Below are 17,189 nucleotides of genomic sequence, written 5' to 3'. Positions count from 1 at the left end.
GTTTCTCAAAAGCATGAGTCTGGTCAAAAAGTTCGCCACAGTGGCATCCGGCACGCTGATGAGCCGCATATTCGGCTTTACACGCGAGATGTTCATGGCGGCGGCGCTCGGCACCGGCCCGGTGGCCGATGCTTTCAACGCAGCATTCCGTTTTCCAAACACGTTCCGCAGGCTTTTCGCCGAAGGCGCGTTCAACTCGGCCTTCGTGCCGCTTTTCGCCAAAGAAATCGAAAAGAACGGTATGGACGGCGCCCGCCGCTTCTCCGAAGAAGTGTTCGGCGTTTTGTTCACGGTGCTGCTGTTCATCACCATCGTGATGGAACTTTCGATGCCGTTCATCGTGCGCACCGTGATTGCGCCGGGCTTCATGGACGATCCGGTCAAGTTCGACAACACGGTGCGGCTCGCCACCATCATGTTCCCCTATCTCGCCTGCATGTCGCTGGCGGCGATGATGGGCGGCATGCTCAATTCGCTGCACCGCTATTTTGCGGCGGCGATTGCGCCGGTCTTCCTCAACATCATCCTTATCGGCGTGCTGGCGCTTGCCTGGTGGCGTGGCTATGACGCGCTGGCCGTCGGCTATGGCCTGTCCTGGGGCGTCATGGCGGCAGGTCTGGTGCAGCTTGCCATCGTCTGGCTCGCCGTGCGCAATGCGGGCATCAAGATCGGCTTCCGCCGTCCGCGCCTGACTGCCAACGTCAAGCGGCTTCTGGTGCTGGCGCTGCCTGCCGCGATCACTGGCGGCATCACGCAGATCAACCTGCTCATCAACACCAATATCGCTTCCGGCATGGAAGGCGCTGTTTCCTCGCTGGTCTATGCCGACCGCATCTATCAGCTGCCGCTGGGCGTGGTGGGCATTGCGGTTGCCACTGTGCTGCTGCCGGAACTGTCACGCGCCTTGCGCGGCGGCCACATGAAGGAAGCCTCGAACCTGCAGAACCGCTCGGTCGAGTTCACGCTGTTTCTTACGCTTCCCGCAGCAGCAGCGCTTCTCGTCATGTCGGAACCCATCGTGCGGCTTTTGTTCGAACGCGGCAAATTCAGCCCGGATTCCACAATCGTCGTATCCAACATTCTGGCGATTTACGGTCTCGGCCTGCCCGCTTTCGTGCTGATCAAGGCGTTCATTCCGGGCTTTTTCGCCCGCGAGGATACGCGCACGCCGATGATCTTCGCGGCCATTTCCGTTGCCGTGAATGTCTCGCTTGCGGTCACGCTGTTCCCGCGCCTCGGCCCGACCGGCATCGCCACGGCAGAAATCGTGGCTGGCTGGGTCAATGCCGTTCTGCTGTTTGCAACGCTGGTGAAGCGTGGCCATTGGGGGCAGGATATTCCACTTCTCACCCGCATTCCGCGCCTGTTGATTGCGGCAGGTGTAATGGCATTCGGCATTCATTATGCCATCGGCCATTTCGCCTATGAGCTTTCTTCCGCCGCTCCCTTTGCGGTTCGGGCCGGTACGGTCTGCGCCATGGTGATTGCCGCGATGATCGTTTATTTCGGCCTCGCCTTCGGTCTCGGCGGTGCAAATACCGGCATGATCCGTCGCAATGTCAAACGCGGCGCAGTCAAGAAAGAGCCCGAGAGTGACGCATAATTGTCCTTGAAAGGCGATTGTGCCTCTGCGAAAAGACCTGGGTTCAAAAATTCCTTCGCTCTCCACCGGCGAAGGCCAACATCAGGATTTTATCATGAGCACGTTCAAACCGCTTATCTTCTCCGGCGTCCAACCGACCGGAAATCTTCACCTCGGCAATTATCTGGGGGCGATCAAGCGGTGGGTAGAGGTCCAGAAGACCGAAGAATGCATCTATTGCGTCGTGGACATGCACGCGCTGACCGTTTCGCCCGATCCGGCTGAACTGCTGCAATCCACCCGTGAAGTGACGGCGGCGTTTCTGGCTTCGGGCATCGATCCGAAGAAGAGCATCGTCTTCAACCAGAGCCGCGTCATGCAGCATGCGGAACTCGCCTGGGTGTTCAACTGCATTGCGCGCATCGGCTGGATGAGCCGCATGACGCAGTTCAAGGATAAGGCCGGCAAGGACCGCGAAAATGCTTCGCTGGGCCTCTTTGCCTATCCGAGCCTGATGGCTGCCGACATTCTGCTCTATCGCGCGACCGCCGTGCCGGTTGGCGAAGACCAGAAGCAGCATCTCGAACTGACGCGCGATATCGCCCAAAAATTCAACAATGACTATTCCGACCGCATCGCATCGCTTGGTATCGGCGTGGATATGCAGGTGGGCGACGAGAAGGTTTCGGGCTTCTTCCCGCTGACCGAACCGATGATTTCAGGCCCGGCCATGCGCATCATGTCGCTGCGCGACGGCACCAAGAAAATGTCGAAATCCGATCCGTCTGACCTGTCACGCATCAATCTGATCGATGACGAAGACACGATCACCAAGAAGATCCGCAAGGCCAAGACCGATTCTGATGGCCTGCCGTCGGAACTGGACGGTCTGTCCGGTCGCCCGGAAGCAGACAATCTGGTTGGCATCTATGCGGCTCTCGCTTCGCAGTCGAAGGAAGATATCCTTGGCGAGTTCGGCGGACGTCAGTTCTCGGAATTCAAGGCGGCATTGGCTGAACTGGCCGTGACCAAGCTTTCGCCGATCACCCACGAAATGCGCCGTCTGGTGGCCGATCCGACCCATATCGACAGCGTTCTGCGTGATGGCGGCGAGCGCGCAGGCGTTCTCGCCGAGAAGACCATGCGCGATGTGCGCGACATCATCGGCTGGTTGCAGAACTGATTTTCAATTCCGACAATAAGGGCGACCGCTTTTTTGCGGTCGCCCTTATCTTTTTGAAAAACGCCTGTCGTTTACGGTCACAGCAAACAATGCTGGCTTGCGGGCGGCCAATCCTGATGGCAAATTGCGGCCATGGTATCAAAACGACTAAGCCGGGAATCCGGTCACCGACGCAAATTTTTAGCCGTCATCGACGAAACGCCTGAATGCGGGCGCGCCGTCGCCTATGCCGCTCGCCGTGCCAAAAACACGAGCGGCTCGCTTATTCTGCTTTTCGTTATCGATGACTCCGATTTCCAGCAAATTTTGGGCGTCGGCGAAATCATGCGGTCCGAAGCGCAGGATCGAGCACGGTCCGCGTTGGAAAAATTCGCCGCTGTTGTGCGCGAAGATCAGGGCATCGAACCCGAACTGAGCATCCGTGAAGGCCAGACAGCTGAAGAGTTACTCCACCTGATCGAGGAGGATCAGGATATCGCTATTCTGGTTCTCGCCGCCGGTTCAGGCAAGGAAGGCCCTGGCCCTCTCGTTCAATCGCTCGCTGGCCGCGCCCAGTTTCCGATCCCCGTCACCGTGGTTCCCGCAGGGTTGACCGACGATGACATTGATGCGGTGACCTAATCACCCTATATTGATAGTAACTGAAACGCGCCTGAGAGCGGCAGCCCTTGTATCCGCGCGATTTCGCTATTATTAGAACAGTTCCAAAATTGAAAGCGGAGAACTGGCATGTTCATCCAGACTGAAACAACGCCCAATCCGGCGACCCTGAAGTTTCTGCCCGGCAAGGTGGTCATGCCGGAAGGCACCGCTGATTTCCGCGATGCTTCATCCGCAGGCAACACGTCGCCGCTGGCGGCCAAGCTGTTCGCCGTTCCTGGCGTCACCGGCGTTTTCTTCGGTTATGACTTCATCACCGTCACCAAGGACGATGGTGAATGGCAGCACCTGAAGCCTGCGATCCTCGGCACGATCATGGAACATTTCATGTCGGGCGCTTCGGCAATGGCTGGCAATGCCAATGCAGATGCCGCCGCCGCGCATGGCGACGAAGAATTCTTCGATGAAGCCGATACCGAGATCGTCGAAACCATCAAGGAACTGATTGAAACCCGCGTTCGCCCTGCCGTTGCGCAGGATGGCGGCGACATCACCTTCCGTGGCTTCGAAAATGGCACCGTGTTCCTCAATATGAAGGGCGCATGTTCCGGCTGCCCGTCGTCGACCGCGACGCTGAAGCACGGCATTCAGAACCTGCTCCGTCACTTCGTACCGGAAGTCCAGCAGGTCGAACAAATCTGATCGATCTCAAAACTGAAAACTCAGGAAAGACGCCGGATCATCAGTCCGGCGTTTTTTTATGGAACGTCGCTGCAGGAGCAATCCAGACACCGCCGATAGCGGGGCTTGAGGCATATCGTATATTAAGTAAAAACGATATCACGGCACTTATCATGGACCAAACTATGGCGATTGCGACGCCACAGAAAAAGTATAAATTCGTCAATGTTTCAAGTCCGCTTTATAAAAATGCGAACTACATTGCTCTGAAAATAAACTTTAAGTTATTTAAGAATAATTTCGGCGATACACGATCACCACTTTAATGTCGTGTATCGCCGATATTGTATCATTTACTGCTTCACAATGACCTTTGCGCCCTGTTGGGCACGATCATAAAGATCAATGATATCCTGATTCATCAGGCGGATGCAGCCCGACGACATGGCCTTGCCGATGGTCCACCATTCCGGCGTCCCATGCAGGCGATAGCCGGTATCACCACCCTTGTTGAACAGATAAAGCGCACGCGCGCCGAGCGGGTTCTTGAGGCCCGGATCCATGCCATTGCGGAACTTTGCCAGTTCCGGCTGACGCTTGATCATTTCAGATGGCGGCGTCCAGGTCGGCCATTCGCGCTTCATGGCGACGCGGGCGGTGCCCGACCAGCCGAAGCCTTCGCGTCCGACGCCGATGCCATAGCGCATCGCCTTGCCGTCCGGCATAACGTAATAGAGGAACTTCTCGGGGGTATCGACGATGATCGTGCCGGGGGCCTCATCGGTCTGATACTTCACGATCTGGCGACGATACTGCGATGGTATCTTTTCGCTCGGAATGGCCGGAACAACATAGCCAGCATCGGTAACCGACGAGTATGAGGCCGTGTAGAACGTTCCGCCGACAGTAGAGCAGCCAGCAAGTGCACCTGCCAGAAAAAGCGCCGTCGTCAGTTTAAGGACGCGAGAATTCATGCATTCCCCCAAGGTAGAATCTATTGTGCCGTCAAAAAGAGCGAATCGCCCATTCATGCTTGAAGATGCGGCAGTATTGTTAACTGTGCGTTAACCGTAAATTGAAAAGTTCTTTATTAGGCCATTTTTTTGCCTTTTTTGGCCTTGTTTCACCCGCGAATACTCAACAAACGCCATAAAGAAGCGTATGTTTTCAGTTGTTTCGCCCTGCAACCGCACGCAAAATGCGGCCATGCCCATCGTGATTCCCAACCAGACCCATCCCCTGTCCGACGGACGACAATCGGAAAACGCTATGCTTGTGCGCCGTGGCGTGCAGCGCCTGTTTCTGGATATGGGGCTTGCAACCTTGCCCGAACTGCCGCTCGCATCCGGCCGCCGCGCCGATCTGATTGCGGTCAGCCGCAAGGGTGAAATCTGGATTGTCGAGATCAAATCGTCGATCGAGGACTGGAAGGCCGACCGCAAATGGCCGGAATATCGCGACTATTGCGACCGGCTGTTTTTCGCCACCCATCCGGCAGTGCCCCGCGAGATATTTCCAGAGGAATGCGGCTTCATTCTCTCGGACGGCTATGGCGCAGAAATATTGCGCGATGCGCCCGAACACAAGCTGGCAGGCGCTACACGCAAGGCGCTGATGCTCCGCTTTGCCCGCGCAGGCGCGGCACGCCTGACCTATGCGGAGCTTTCCGGACTGGAAATGCCGGGCGGTGATTTTTAAACAAACAAAAGCGGGGAAACCGATGTGGTTTCCCCGCTTTTCAATGCTTTAGCGGAGGCGCTTACTGCCGCGAACGGCTGCGGCTGATTGCAATGATGGCGACCAGAGAAATCAGCACCGTCACCAACAGATAGACCGCGACTGCATGCCAGCTGCCTTCATATTTGGCGAGCAGCCAGGTGGCGATCAGCGGAGCGGTACCGCCAGCCAGCGCAGCACCCAGCTGGTAGCCGAGCGTGATGCCGGTATAGCGCACCTTGGTGGCAAAGATTTCCGACGACAGCGTGCCCAGAACGGCAGTGATCGGCGACCAGAGAACGCCGAAGCTGATGACCGTTGCCAGCGTCAGGCCCCAGACGGTCTTTGTATCGAGCAGCATGAAGTAGGGAATGATGAACAGGCCGAGCAGCACGCAGCCAACGACATAGACCGTCTTGCGGCCCACATAGTCGGAAACGAGACCCATGGTTGGGATCAAAACCGAAGCGACCAGCGCACCGATCATCACTGCGTTCAGCGCAGCGCTCTTGTCGAAGCCGAGCGTGCTCACCGCATAGCTCACCACAAAGGTGGAGAAGATATAGAACGGTGCGGTTTCCACGACCTTCAGGCCAGCAGCGATCAGCACTTCGCGCCAATGGTTCTGGAGCGTTTCAACAAGCGGCATCTTGGCGACATTGCCGCTTTCCTTCGCCTGCTTGAATTCCGGCGTTTCATCGAGACCGTTACGGATCCAAAGGCCAAGGAAAACCAGACCAGCACTCAGCACGAAGGGAACGCGCCAGCCCCAGGCCATAAAGGATTCATCGGGCAGGGTGACCATCAGGCTGACCGAAAGCGTGGCCAGCAACATGCCGATGGTCACACCGACCTGCGGAACGCTACCGAAGAAGCCCTTGCGGTTGGCAGGCGCGTATTCATAAGCCAGCAACAGAGCGCCACCCCATTCGCCGCCAATGCCGAGACCCTGCACCATGCGCAGCAGGATCAGCAGAATGGGCGCCCATACGCCGATATGCTCATAGGTCGGCAGCAAGCCGATGAGAACGGTTGCGCCACCCATCAGCGACAGCGTGATGACCAGCGTCTTCTTGCGACCGATGCGATCACCGATATGCGCGAAAATCACGCCGCCCAGCGGACGGATGAAGAAAGTCAGCGAAAACGACAGATAAGACAGCATCAACCCGACGACGGGGTCGAAATTGGGAAAGAACAGCTTGTTGAAAACAAGTGCGGCTGCAGTGCCGTAGAGAAAATAATCGAACCATTCGATAGAACTGCCAGTCAAACTGGCGATAAGCGCACGCCGACGAGCGGCCGCGCTTGAAGATGCATCAATATGAGCAGTCATGTGTTGCCTTGAATGTTAGATAGCGCATTCGGGCACAAGAGAATTGGGCCTGCGGCTCTAAAAGCGCAGTATTCTCCTCCGAATGGCCCTAGGTGCCTTATTATTATAGATTTTTATATTCAACTTTAGATTAATTCCCTAGGAATGAATCAGAATGCAGTGGAAATACCTTAAAATTTGCGATATATAAAAAAATCCAGCAAAACCACATGGCTTTACTGGATTTTTCACTAAGTTAAGAAACTACTAAACTTTCAGTACAAGCCGCCAAAAGCCGGATTGCTTCCCGTCATGCTCAGCGCGGGGCGCGCTTGGCGAGAATACGCTGCAAGGTGCGGCGATGCATGTTGAGGCGGCGTGCGGTTTCGGAAACATTGCGCTCACACATTTCGTAGACGCGCTGGATATGCTCCCAGCGGACACGATCGGCGGACATCGGGTTTTCCGGCGGCGCGACCTTCTCGCCCGGACGGCGGGTCAGAGCGGCGAAGACTTCATCGGCATCAGCTGGCTTCGACAGATAATCAATGGCGCCGAGCTTCACCGCATTCACGGCGGTCGCGATATTGCCGTAACCGGTGAGGACGATAGCGCGCGTATCGGAACGGCGCAGGCGAATGGCTTCGATGACGTCGAGACCGTTACCGTCTCCCAGCCGCATATCCACCACGGCATAGGCGGGTGCTGCTGCCTTGGCGGCGGAGATGCCTTCTTCAACCGATTCCGCTGTGGTCACCTGGAAGCCCCGGCTCTCCATGGCGCGGGCCAGACGTTGCAAGAAAGGTTTGTCGTCATCAACCAGAAGAAGGGTGGGGTCGTTGCCTATGGCTTCGCTGTCTTCCTGCTTCAAGTCGTCCATCGGGTGCTTCCTGCCTGTATTTTTGATCCCTTATTGATACCCCTGCGTCAAAAAGTCAAATAGCCATTGAATCGTTGAAGCAATTTCTACGGCCCTGAATTTCGCGCGAGACTATAAATCATTGTATTTGATTAATAATTCTAAAAGACAACACAAGAAGTTGAGCAAAAACAAATTTGAAAACAGGTTTTGGCTCATACCCTCGTGAAGGTTGAACGCGGCCAAACCACTTTGACTTCGGCCCCCTGCCCCGGATTGCTTCGATTACGGAAAGCAATCTGTGCGCCAGAACGCTCCAGCAAAGTTTTCGCGATGAACAGCCCGAGGCCAAGCCCTCCGCCATGGCGGGTGTTGTCGCGGCTGGTCATATAGGGCTCGCCAATGCGGTCTAGGACTTCCGGCTTGAAGCCTTCGCCATCGTCCTGAATGGTCACGCTGACCTGATTGTCCGTCCAGCCCCAGGTGACGCTGACATTGCCGCGTGCGAAGTCGACCGCGTTTTCCACCAGATTGCCGAGACCATAAAGCAGGCCGGGATTGCGCCGCGTGACTGGCTCCGGCTTTGGCCCTTCCACTTTCTGCACATCGATAATCACACCGAAATTGCGGTGCGGTGCAATCACCTCCTCGATCAGCGAGGACAATGGCAGACGCGACATGTGCTCCTCGTTTTCCGAGGACAAGCTGGTCAGTCTTTGCAGGATTTCACGGCAGCGCTGGGTCTGCGAATGCAACAGCGCAATGTCTTCCCCAAGACCCGTATCGACAGGATTTTTGGCGTAGGACCGCTGCATTTCCTTTACCACCAGCGCGATGGTGGCAAGCGGCGTTCCCAGCTCATGGGCGGCAGCGGCGGCGAGACCATCCAGAGCCGTCAGGTGCTGTTCGCGTTGGAGAATGAGTTCCGCAGCGCTCAGTGCATCGCCGAGCTGGCGCGCTTCTTCTGCAATGCGATAGGCATAGACGCCGGTAAAGCCCAGCGCCGATGTGATGGCGCACCAGATGCCGATCACAAACAGGAAAGGCAGGTTCAGCTCTTCGCCCGGATACCATGGCAGCGGTTCATGCCGCACCGAAAGCACAGACGTACAGGCCACCACCAGCAAAGCCAGCGTCAGGGTATGCCGGGCCGAAAGCGAGGTGGCGGAAATGATGACCGGCACGATCATCAGGATGACGAAGGGGTTTTGCAGCCCGCCGGTGAGATAAAGCAGACCCGCCAGTTGCAGAATATCGAAGGCCAGCACGAGGCTTGCCGCTTCCGGGTTCAGCCGATGATTGGTCGGGAATCGAAAGGCCAGATAGAGATTGAGCCAGGCCGAGCAGGCAATCAGTGCAAAACAAATACCGACTGCAAAAGGAAATTGCAGATAAAGCGCCACCAGCATGACGGCAGCGGTCTGCCCGGCGATGGCAAGCCAGCGCACGCGAACCAGCGTGGTCAATCGCGGACGACGCGAAAGATTGGAAGCGCGATTCTCGAATTCTGCGTGCATAGTCTGCTGTCCCTCTATCCTGCCCCTTATGGGGCAAGCGAAGACAGGAATGCAAGCGGAACTGCGTTATCCGGTCGCAGGTGGTTAACGCGTCTTTTGCTGGAAATGCTCTACGTTCCGCGTGGCTTTGCCCGGCGCGTTGCTTCCGCATTGGCCGGGTCTTCCGGCCAGACATGTTTTGGATAGCGCCCACGCATGTCGGACCGGACGTCGGCCCATGATCCTTTCCAGAAACCCGGCAGATCGCGGGTGATCTGGATAGGGCGATGGGCAGGCGACAGCAGTTCCAGCAACAATGGCACCTTGCCATTGGCGATGGACGGATGCTGACCCAGACCGAACAATTCCTGCACGCGCACCGCGAGCACCGGCTCTTCGGCATCGTAGCGGATCGGAATATGTGAGCCGGTCGGCACGGTGAAATGCGTTGGCGCAAGTTGATCCACGCTGCGCTGGAGATCGAAGGGCACGAGGCTCATCAGGCCGTTTTTCAACACATGACCCGGAATGCGGTCGAGTTGCGCCTCGCCGGTCAGGAAGGGCAGCAGCCAGTCTTCCAGCGTCTCCAGCAAATGCTCATCGTCCATGGATGGCCATGGATCGCCAAGCCCGCGATAAAGCCAGCCAAGACGGCGGCGCAGAATATCGGCTTCCTTGCCCCAGGGCAGAATGCCAAGCCCATGCTCGCGAACCGCAGCGATCACGCCCTCATCGGCAGCGCTGCCCGATGGCGCGGCCAACGGCTTTTCCGAAAGGGCGATGGCGCCGATGCGCACGGCTTCACGCGCCCTGAGCGCGTTCTTTTCAGGATCGTAGACAACCTGACGCCCGCTCTCAATCCGGTCGCCAAGGGCAGACCGGATTTCCGCCTCCGAAACTTCGGCAGCCGAAAGAACCCGCGCGCGGCCTGCCTTGCCCGACATGTCCGCTACGACAAGCCAGGGCGCACGGCTGAGGCTTATCGCGCTATCCACCTCTCCGCCGCGACCATTGGCCAGAAGAAACTGCCCGGTCTGGCCACGCGCTCTGGCAATCCGGTCGGGATAGGCGTCGATCAGCATACGCCCGATGCTAGATCCGGCGGGCATACCCTGATTGGGCACATTGGCCGCAAGACGCTTTGCCAGCCCCTTGGCCCTTTGGGCGCGGTCCGAACGATCATTGCGAAAGCGCGAAAAACGCGTGTCGAGATCGGTTTCGTTGCCGCCAAGCCCACGCTCCGTCAAAATCACTGCCAGTTCGGCAGCCTTTGAGGCTTCGCCGCGCTTGCCCGCCTCGGCCACCATATGCGCAAGACGTGCCGGCAAGGCGAGCTGACGCATGGCTTCGCCATCGGGGGTCAGACGCCCGGCCTCATCCAGCGCGCCAAGCCGCCGCAACAAGGTGCGGGCTTCGTTCAGCGCCGGTTTCGGAGGTGCATCGAGAAAGGCAAGCGTCGCCGGATCGGTCACGCCCCACGCAGCGCTGTCGAGGACGAGGCCGGACAGATCGGCCTCCAGAATCTCGGGCGGCGAAAAGGCTGGCAGTGATGCCGTCTGTCCCTGATGCCAGAGACGAATGGCGATACCCGGCTCCGTTCGCCCAGCGCGGCCCGCCCGCTGATCGGCACTTGCGCGGGATGTGCGCACGGTTTCCAGCCGCGTCAGGCCGGTGGCCGGTTCATATTTCGGCAGACGGGCAAGCCCGCTGTCGATCACCACGCGCACGCCGTCAATCGTGATGGAGGTTTCGGCAATCGAGGTCGCCAGAACCACCTTGCGCTTGCCTTCTGGTGCCGGCTTGATCGCCGCATCCTGATCGCGGCCTTCCATCGCGCCATAAAGCGGCGCGAGCATCACATGGGCTGGCACGCGATCTTCCAGAAGGCGCACCGTGCGCTCGATCTCGCCCTGCCCCGGCAGGAAAGCCAGAATACTGCCTGTCTCGTCGGCCAACGCATCGCGAATGTTACGCGCCATGGCGTCTTCCACGCGTTCGTCGGCTTTTCTTTCCCGATAACGAATATCGACCGGGAAAGCCCGGCCCTCGCTTTCAATCACCGGCGCGTCGCCCAGAAGTGCCGCTACACGCGCACCGTCGAGCGTTGCCGACATGACCAAAATTTTCAGATCGTCGCGCAAGGCCGCCTGCACATCGAGCGCCAGCACCAGCCCGAAATCCGCATCAAGACTGCGCTCGTGAAACTCGTCGAACAGCACTGCCGCCACGCCCTTGAGGTCGGGATCGTCAAGGATCATCCGCGCAAAGACACCCTCGGTGACGACGAGGATTTTCGTTTTCCCCGAGACCTTGCTTTCCAGACGCATCCGGTAACCGACAGTTTCGCCCGGCTCATCGCCCAGAAGCTGCGCCATGCGGCGCGCGGCAGCGCGGGCGGCAAGACGCCGCGGTTCCAGAAGCACGATCATGCCATCGCCGCGCCACTGCGCATCCAGCATGTGGATCGGCACCAGCGTCGTCTTGCCTGCGCCCGGCGGCGCAACAAGCACCGCGCTTGCATGGACGTTCAATGCCTCATCCAGTTGAGGCAGAATGCGCGTTACGGGAAGATCGGGCAGGCGCGTCAAAAGAATATCCGTCAATCAGGGCAGCAGCGTTTGTGCTTATCACACAAGTGCTGGCCATTATCCATATTCGAAACCCGGTGGAACTGGCTTGCCGCCCCTCCCGATCAGGTGTCGGCGAAACAAGACGAGACAAAAATATTGCGATATATTTTATTTATAAATCCATGCAAATTTTTAAAATAATAAAATTTCTCCGGGAACAAATTATGATGAATATTAGTAAAAGAGAACTTTTAAAAAGACTTGTTCTCTCCATACTTGCAGCATCAAGTTTACCGGGCCTCACAAACGCAGCGGCGAAAGACGCGGATGCAGCCATTCCTCTCATCCCGACCCCGCACAGGATCAGGAATTTGGGCGGAAAATTCCGCATCGAAAGCGGCGCAAGGATCACCTATGACGATCCCGTCATTGAAAACAATATTCGTATTTTCACAGAAGCATTACGCCCCTTCTCGGAAATAAAAATCAAAAGCGCGCGGTGCTCCAGTGCGAATTCGCCCAAGGGCGCCATTCATCTCGAAATCGGCCCGACGCCGGAAATCGGGGATGTTCCCCAGTCAACAGGCCTGTCGCCAGCCGATCATGATGATCTGGATGAGCGCTATTTTCTGCGCGCCGACAAAACGGGCGTCGTCATCAAGGCGCAAAGTGCGCAAGGGCTCGCCATGGGCCTGACCACGCTTTTGCAGATAATCATCACCGCGCCGCAACAGAATGCCAGCGCCATCGAAATTCCTTCCGTCCGCATCGTGGATGGTCCGCATTTCAAATGGCGCAGTTTCCATCTCGATGTTGCCCGGCATTATTTCACCACGGACGAGATCAAGACGGTCATCGATCTGATTGCGTTCTACAAGTTCAACGCGCTCGATCTGCATCTCACCGATGACGAAGCATGGCGCATTGAAGCTGCCCGACCGGAAGGCAAGCAGCCGAATGACGACCCCATCTATAGCCGCGCCGATCTGAAGGAAATTGTCGCCTACGCGCAGGCGCGTCATATCACCGTCATTCCATCTTCCGATGCGCCGGGCCACGCGGCAGCGCTGATCAGGCTTCACCCGGAACTGGCCATGGGCAGCAACGTCCAGCGCTTCGAACTGATGCCGGGCGTGGTGCAGCATCGTGCATGGCTCAATCCCGATCTGCCCGAGAGCTTCAAGGTCTATGACGAGATCATCGCCTATCTGACGGACGTATTTCCGGGTCGATGGCTCGATATTGGCGGCGACGAAGCCTTCGGCATGCCGGAGGCGCTTTATACGAAATTCGTCCGGCATCAGCATAAGGCGGCGCTGCTGGCGGGGAAAATGCCGCTAGCCTGTCAGGAAACCATGCGGGCTGGCCTCGACCGCGATATCGTCGTTCAGCACTGGATTTCCACCGATCTGAGATATGCGAATATGCAACTGGGAACCCAGATGGGCTCTCAACAGGCAATCGAACTGCAAAAACTTGTCGTGAAAAACGTCGAGCAAAGCATCAATGATATGAAGCGCGCAATGGAGCTGGAGCTTCCTATCCTGCTCACGCCCTTTGCCCATAGCTATCTGGACGTTCCCTATAAGGAGGCCTCCGTTCAGGCCGAACAAAACGCACTGAAAGCACGTCTTGGGATGCGCGCTTATCAACCCCAGACCATCAAGGAATATTACGACTGGAACCCCGGAAAATCTCTGCCAGGCGGGGGCAAAGGCGCGCATATCGCAGGCGTGGGCGCGGCGATCTGGTGTGAAACGATCAGGAGTTTCGATGATTTGACCTTTCTGATACTGCCGCGCTTGCCCGGCATGGCGCAAAAGGGGTGGAGCACTATCTCCAACAGCCCTTGGTCCAGACAGAGCACCGTGCTTCCGGCGCATGGAAAGGTTTGGCAGAAAAGCGGACTCAGCTTCTTCAAGTCCGAACTGGTAAAGTGGTAGAAGACTGTTCTTTCGCACCTAATCTACCAGGAACACACATGATCCATATCCGAAAATCTATTCCGGCTGATGCCCCGGCCCTCACTGAAATCTGGCGAGCCAGCGTACTGGCAACGCATGACTTTCTAAGCCGCGAGGATTTCAATGAACTCGAAAAGCTGGTCGGTGAGCAATATCTGCCGAATGTGGAAGTCGATGTCATTGAACACAATGGCAAGCCGGTCGGCTTCATGGGAATGACCGAGAACAATATCGACAGCTTGTTTATTTCGCCCGACCAGCGTGGCAAAGGCATTGGCAAATATATGATTGCCCACGCCAAACAACGTGGCGCGCTGACTGTTGATGTGAACGAGCAAAATGCACAAGGCGTGGGCTTTTATCGCCATATGGGCTTTGTCGAGACAGGTCGCTCGGAAACCGATGATCAGGGACGCCCTTATCCGCTGCTGCATCTAAGGCTTGAGGCTTAAAATCCAGACCATACCGACTGCAGAGAAAACCATTCTTGCAAATGCCAATTCAGGAGCAATTGACATACTCCCCCATAGTATATAGTTTTCCGCAAGATCGAGAGGTTTCATGCCGCATTCACCGGAAGACAAAAAGCGTGCTCTGACCCGCCTTCGCCGTATCCGTGGACAGGCGGAAGCGCTGGAACGCGCCGTGGAAGCGGGCACGGAATGCGCGGCGCTGCTGCAGCAGATTGCGGCTTTGCGCGGTGCGGCCAATGGCCTGATGGCGGAAGTTCTGGAAAGTCACTTCCGCGAGACATTCGGGCAAGCGCGTGAGACCATCGTGCGGGATGTCGCAACAGACCCGGATGCCGAGATCGATCAAGTCATGCAAATTTTGCGCACCTATCTGAAATAGAGCGCCAAGTGTTTGTTTTTACGTATTTCCCTATGCAAAAGCCGTTTCGCACTTTTGCTGGAAATGCTCTACTGTTCAACTGGAAGGGAACATCGTCATGAAATCACGTGCAGCCGTTGCCTGGGAGGCAAAGAAGCCTCTCACCATCGAAACCGTCGAAATTGGCGGACCACGGGCTGGCGAAGTGCTGGTCGAAATCATGGCGACCGGCGTCTGCCACACCGACGCCTATACGCTGTCTGGCCTCGATTCCGAAGGCAAGTTCCCGGCCATTCTTGGCCATGAAGGTGCGGGCATCGTGCGTGAAGTCGGCGCAGGCGTGACCTCCGTCAAGCCGGGCGACCATGTCATCCCGCTTTATACGCCGGAATGCCGCCAGTGCAAAACCTGCCTGTCGCAGCGCTCGAACCTCTGCACCTCGATCCGCGCGACCCAGGGTCAGGGCCTGATGCCGGACAAGACCACGCGCTTTTCCTGCGATGGCGGCGAAGTGTTCCATTATATGGGCTGCTCGACCTTCTCGAACTTCACCGTTCTGCCGGAAATCGCGGTCGCCAAGGTGCGTGAAGACGCGCCATTCGACAAGATCTGCTATATCGGCTGCGGCGTTACCACCGGCATCGGTGCAGTGATCTATACGGCAAAGGTTCGTCCGGGCTCGAATGTCGTAGTGTTCGGCCTCGGCGGCATCGGCCTCAATGTCATTCAGGGCGCACGCATGGTCGGCGCGGACAAGATCATCGGCGTCGATATCAACCCCGCCAAGGTCGAAATGGCGAAAAAGTTCGGCATGACCGACTTCATCAATCCGCGTGAAGTGGGCAATGACAAGGTAGTTCAGGCCATTCAGGACCTGACCGATGGCGGCGCGGACTATTCCTTCGACGCCACCGGCAACACCGATGTCATGCGTCAGGCACTGGAATGCTGCCATCGCGGCTGGGGTGAATCCATCGTTATCGGTGTTGCCGAAGCAGGCAAGGAAATCGCCACGCGTCCGTTCCAGCTGGTCACGGGCCGCGTCTGGAAAGGCTCAGCCTTCGGCGGTGCGCGCGGTCGCACCGATGTGCCGAAGATCGTCGACTGGTACATGGACGGCAAGATCAACATTGACGATCTGATCACCCACACCATGCCGTTGGATGAAATCAACACGGCCTTCGACCTGATGCATGAAGGCAAGTCAATCCGTTCGGTGATTGTCTACTGATGAGCGAAAAGACGCTGATATCCCGTTGGGACGAGCTGGACGATTTTACCCCGCGCGCACTTTATGCGCTGCTGAAATTGCGCGTGGATATTTTCGTGGTGGAGCAGGAATGCCCCTATTCCGAAATCGACGGCAAGGACATTGGCGCGTTCCACCTCCGCATTCTTGATGGTGAAGAACTTGCAGCTGCATTGCGGGTTCTGCCGCCGGAAAGCGAAGGCAAACCCGCCAAGATCGGGCGTGTGGTCGTAGCCCCGGATTATCGGGGCTACCAGCTCGGCCGAAGGCTGATGCAGGAAGCGATTGCCTTTTCGGAAGAGCGCTTTCCCGGCATCGCCATCGAGCTGGGCGGCCAGAGCCATTTGCAGAAATTCTATGGCTCGTTTGGTTTTGAAGCGATATCGGACGAATATCTGGAAGACGGCATCCCGCATGTCGACATGCGGCTGCAACCGCAAAGAAAGAGCAACTGATGTTCCTGCTGCGCCGCCATATGTCCTTCTATCTCGCGGCTATCGGCGGCGCAGCAGCCTTTATCGTCTCCTGGCTTCTGAAAAGCCCGCTTGCGCCGGTCATCGGCGCAAACACATTCTTCGTGCTTTATCTGGCGCTGACTTTGACGGTCATGCCGAAGCTCACGGCGGCATTCCTGAAAAAACATGCAGCCAGCACCGATGAGCCGGCCTGGATCATCTTTCTGGTGACTTTCGCAACTGTCATCGTGGCAGTTGTGTCGCTGTTCATCGTGGTCAACAGGCACCCGCAGGCCGACAGTTTCACGCTGGTGACCACACTTGCGTCAGTGCCGCTCGGCTGGGCAACCATTCACATGCTGACGGCTATTCATTACGCCCATGCCTATTGGCAGCCCCGCGATCCGGCCGGCGACGACAGCAGCCATGCCAGCCGCTATCGCGGCGGCTTCGACTTTCCCGGCACGCCGGAACCATCGGGTTGGGACTTCGCCTATTACGCCTATGTCATCGGCATGACCGCGCAAACATCCGATACGGGCGTCACCACCACCGCCATGCGGCGGCTGACGCTGATGCACAGCGTCGTATCCTATTTCTTCAACACCATTCTCGTCGCGGCAGCAGTCAATGCCGCCGTAGCGCTCGGCAGCTGATGTTGCCCAATCTGCGCGCAAAATCAGGAACT

Annotated in this window: 16 protein-coding genes; 11 read left to right on the top strand and 5 right to left on the bottom strand. The window is 57.3% G+C overall.

Annotation, left to right across the window (positions count from 1 at the left end):
- The first annotated feature begins 13 nt into the window (after positions 1-13).
- The 4 genes from murJ (at position 14) to FHW03_RS02315 (ending at position 4,067) form a co-directional block, all read left to right on the top strand.
- Entirely contained in the window at positions 14-1,603 is a 1,590-nt protein-coding gene (gene murJ / locus FHW03_RS02330) for a murein biosynthesis integral membrane protein MurJ (protein ID WP_182519175.1), read from the top strand.
- Positions 1,604-1,697: 94 nt separating this feature from the next.
- On the top strand, positions 1,698-2,765 hold the full coding sequence (trpS, locus tag FHW03_RS02325) for a tryptophan--tRNA ligase (RefSeq protein ID WP_182519174.1): 1,068 nt from the start codon (positions 1,698-1,700) through the stop codon (positions 2,763-2,765).
- Positions 2,766-2,897: 132 nt separating this feature from the next.
- Positions 2,898-3,386: a universal stress protein gene (locus FHW03_RS02320; protein WP_182519173.1), complete on the top strand. Its 489-nt coding sequence runs from the start codon at positions 2,898-2,900 to the stop codon at positions 3,384-3,386.
- 108 nt (positions 3,387-3,494) lie between these two features.
- Positions 3,495-4,067, top strand: coding sequence for a NifU family protein (locus FHW03_RS02315; RefSeq protein ID WP_109368170.1), 573 nt, complete (start codon positions 3,495-3,497; stop codon positions 4,065-4,067).
- A gap of 332 nt (positions 4,068-4,399) precedes the next feature.
- Here FHW03_RS02315 and FHW03_RS02310 read toward each other — a convergent pair whose 3' ends face one another.
- On the bottom strand, positions 4,400-5,020 hold the full coding sequence (locus tag FHW03_RS02310; protein WP_182519172.1) for a L,D-transpeptidase: 621 nt from the start codon (positions 5,018-5,020) through the stop codon (positions 4,400-4,402).
- A 232-nt stretch (positions 5,021-5,252) separates the two neighbouring features.
- On the opposite strand from FHW03_RS02310, the gene FHW03_RS02305 reads away from it, so the two are divergent.
- Positions 5,253-5,744: an MmcB family DNA repair protein gene (locus tag FHW03_RS02305; RefSeq protein WP_182519171.1), complete on the top strand. Its 492-nt coding sequence runs from the start codon at positions 5,253-5,255 to the stop codon at positions 5,742-5,744.
- A gap of 61 nt (positions 5,745-5,805) precedes the next feature.
- Here FHW03_RS02305 and FHW03_RS02300 read toward each other — a convergent pair whose 3' ends face one another.
- The 4 genes from FHW03_RS02300 to hrpB all read right to left on the bottom strand — a co-directional run bounded on the left by FHW03_RS02300 (position 5,806) and on the right by hrpB (position 12,020).
- A complete protein-coding gene (locus FHW03_RS02300; RefSeq protein WP_182519170.1) occupies positions 5,806-7,098 on the bottom strand; it encodes an MFS transporter in 1,293 nt (430 codons plus the stop codon).
- Positions 7,099-7,393: 295 nt separating this feature from the next.
- Positions 7,394-7,957: a global response regulator transcription factor RegA gene (regA, locus tag FHW03_RS02295; protein ID WP_182519169.1), complete on the bottom strand. Its 564-nt coding sequence runs from the start codon at positions 7,955-7,957 to the stop codon at positions 7,394-7,396.
- Positions 7,958-8,151: 194 nt separating this feature from the next.
- Positions 8,152-9,453, bottom strand: a complete 1,302-nt coding sequence (locus tag FHW03_RS02290) for an ActS/PrrB/RegB family redox-sensitive histidine kinase (RefSeq protein WP_182519168.1) — start codon at positions 9,451-9,453, stop codon at positions 8,152-8,154.
- Positions 9,454-9,563: 110 nt separating this feature from the next.
- On the bottom strand, positions 9,564-12,020 hold the full coding sequence (hrpB, locus tag FHW03_RS02285) for an ATP-dependent helicase HrpB (protein WP_182519167.1): 2,457 nt from the start codon (positions 12,018-12,020) through the stop codon (positions 9,564-9,566).
- On the opposite strand from hrpB, the gene FHW03_RS02280 reads away from it, so the two are divergent.
- The 6 genes from FHW03_RS02280 (at position 11,963) to FHW03_RS02255 (ending at position 17,157) form a co-directional block, all read left to right on the top strand.
- A complete protein-coding gene (locus FHW03_RS02280) occupies positions 11,963-13,945 on the top strand; it encodes a family 20 glycosylhydrolase (RefSeq protein WP_377513915.1) in 1,983 nt (660 codons plus the stop codon). The two genes, hrpB and FHW03_RS02280, sit on opposite strands and share 58 nt — an antisense overlap.
- 38 nt (positions 13,946-13,983) lie before the next feature.
- Positions 13,984-14,418, top strand: a complete 435-nt coding sequence (locus tag FHW03_RS02275) for an acetyltransferase (RefSeq protein ID WP_182519165.1) — start codon at positions 13,984-13,986, stop codon at positions 14,416-14,418.
- Positions 14,419-14,527: 109 nt separating this feature from the next.
- The gene (locus tag FHW03_RS02270) at positions 14,528-14,818 is read left to right on the top strand and encodes a metal/formaldehyde-sensitive transcriptional repressor (RefSeq protein WP_182519164.1); all 291 of its coding nucleotides are present in this window, start codon (positions 14,528-14,530) and stop codon (positions 14,816-14,818) included.
- 97 nt (positions 14,819-14,915) lie between these two features.
- Entirely contained in the window at positions 14,916-16,028 is a 1,113-nt protein-coding gene (locus tag FHW03_RS02265; RefSeq protein ID WP_182519163.1) for an S-(hydroxymethyl)glutathione dehydrogenase/class III alcohol dehydrogenase, read from the top strand.
- Positions 16,028-16,501: a GNAT family N-acetyltransferase gene (locus tag FHW03_RS02260; RefSeq protein WP_182519162.1), complete on the top strand. Its 474-nt coding sequence runs from the start codon at positions 16,028-16,030 to the stop codon at positions 16,499-16,501. Before FHW03_RS02265 ends, FHW03_RS02260 begins: the two co-directional genes overlap by 1 nt.
- Positions 16,501-17,157, top strand: coding sequence for a DUF1345 domain-containing protein (locus tag FHW03_RS02255; protein WP_182519161.1), 657 nt, complete (start codon positions 16,501-16,503; stop codon positions 17,155-17,157). The genes FHW03_RS02260 and FHW03_RS02255 overlap by 1 nt, the downstream gene beginning before the upstream one ends.
- The last annotated feature ends 32 nt before the right edge of the window (positions 17,158-17,189 follow it).

This window comes from Ochrobactrum sp. RH2CCR150 (assembly GCA_014138095.1).
Taxonomy (GTDB): Bacteria; Pseudomonadota; Alphaproteobacteria; order Rhizobiales; family Rhizobiaceae; genus Brucella; species Brucella gambitense.
This window is presented reverse-complemented; position numbering and strand designations above follow the sequence as displayed.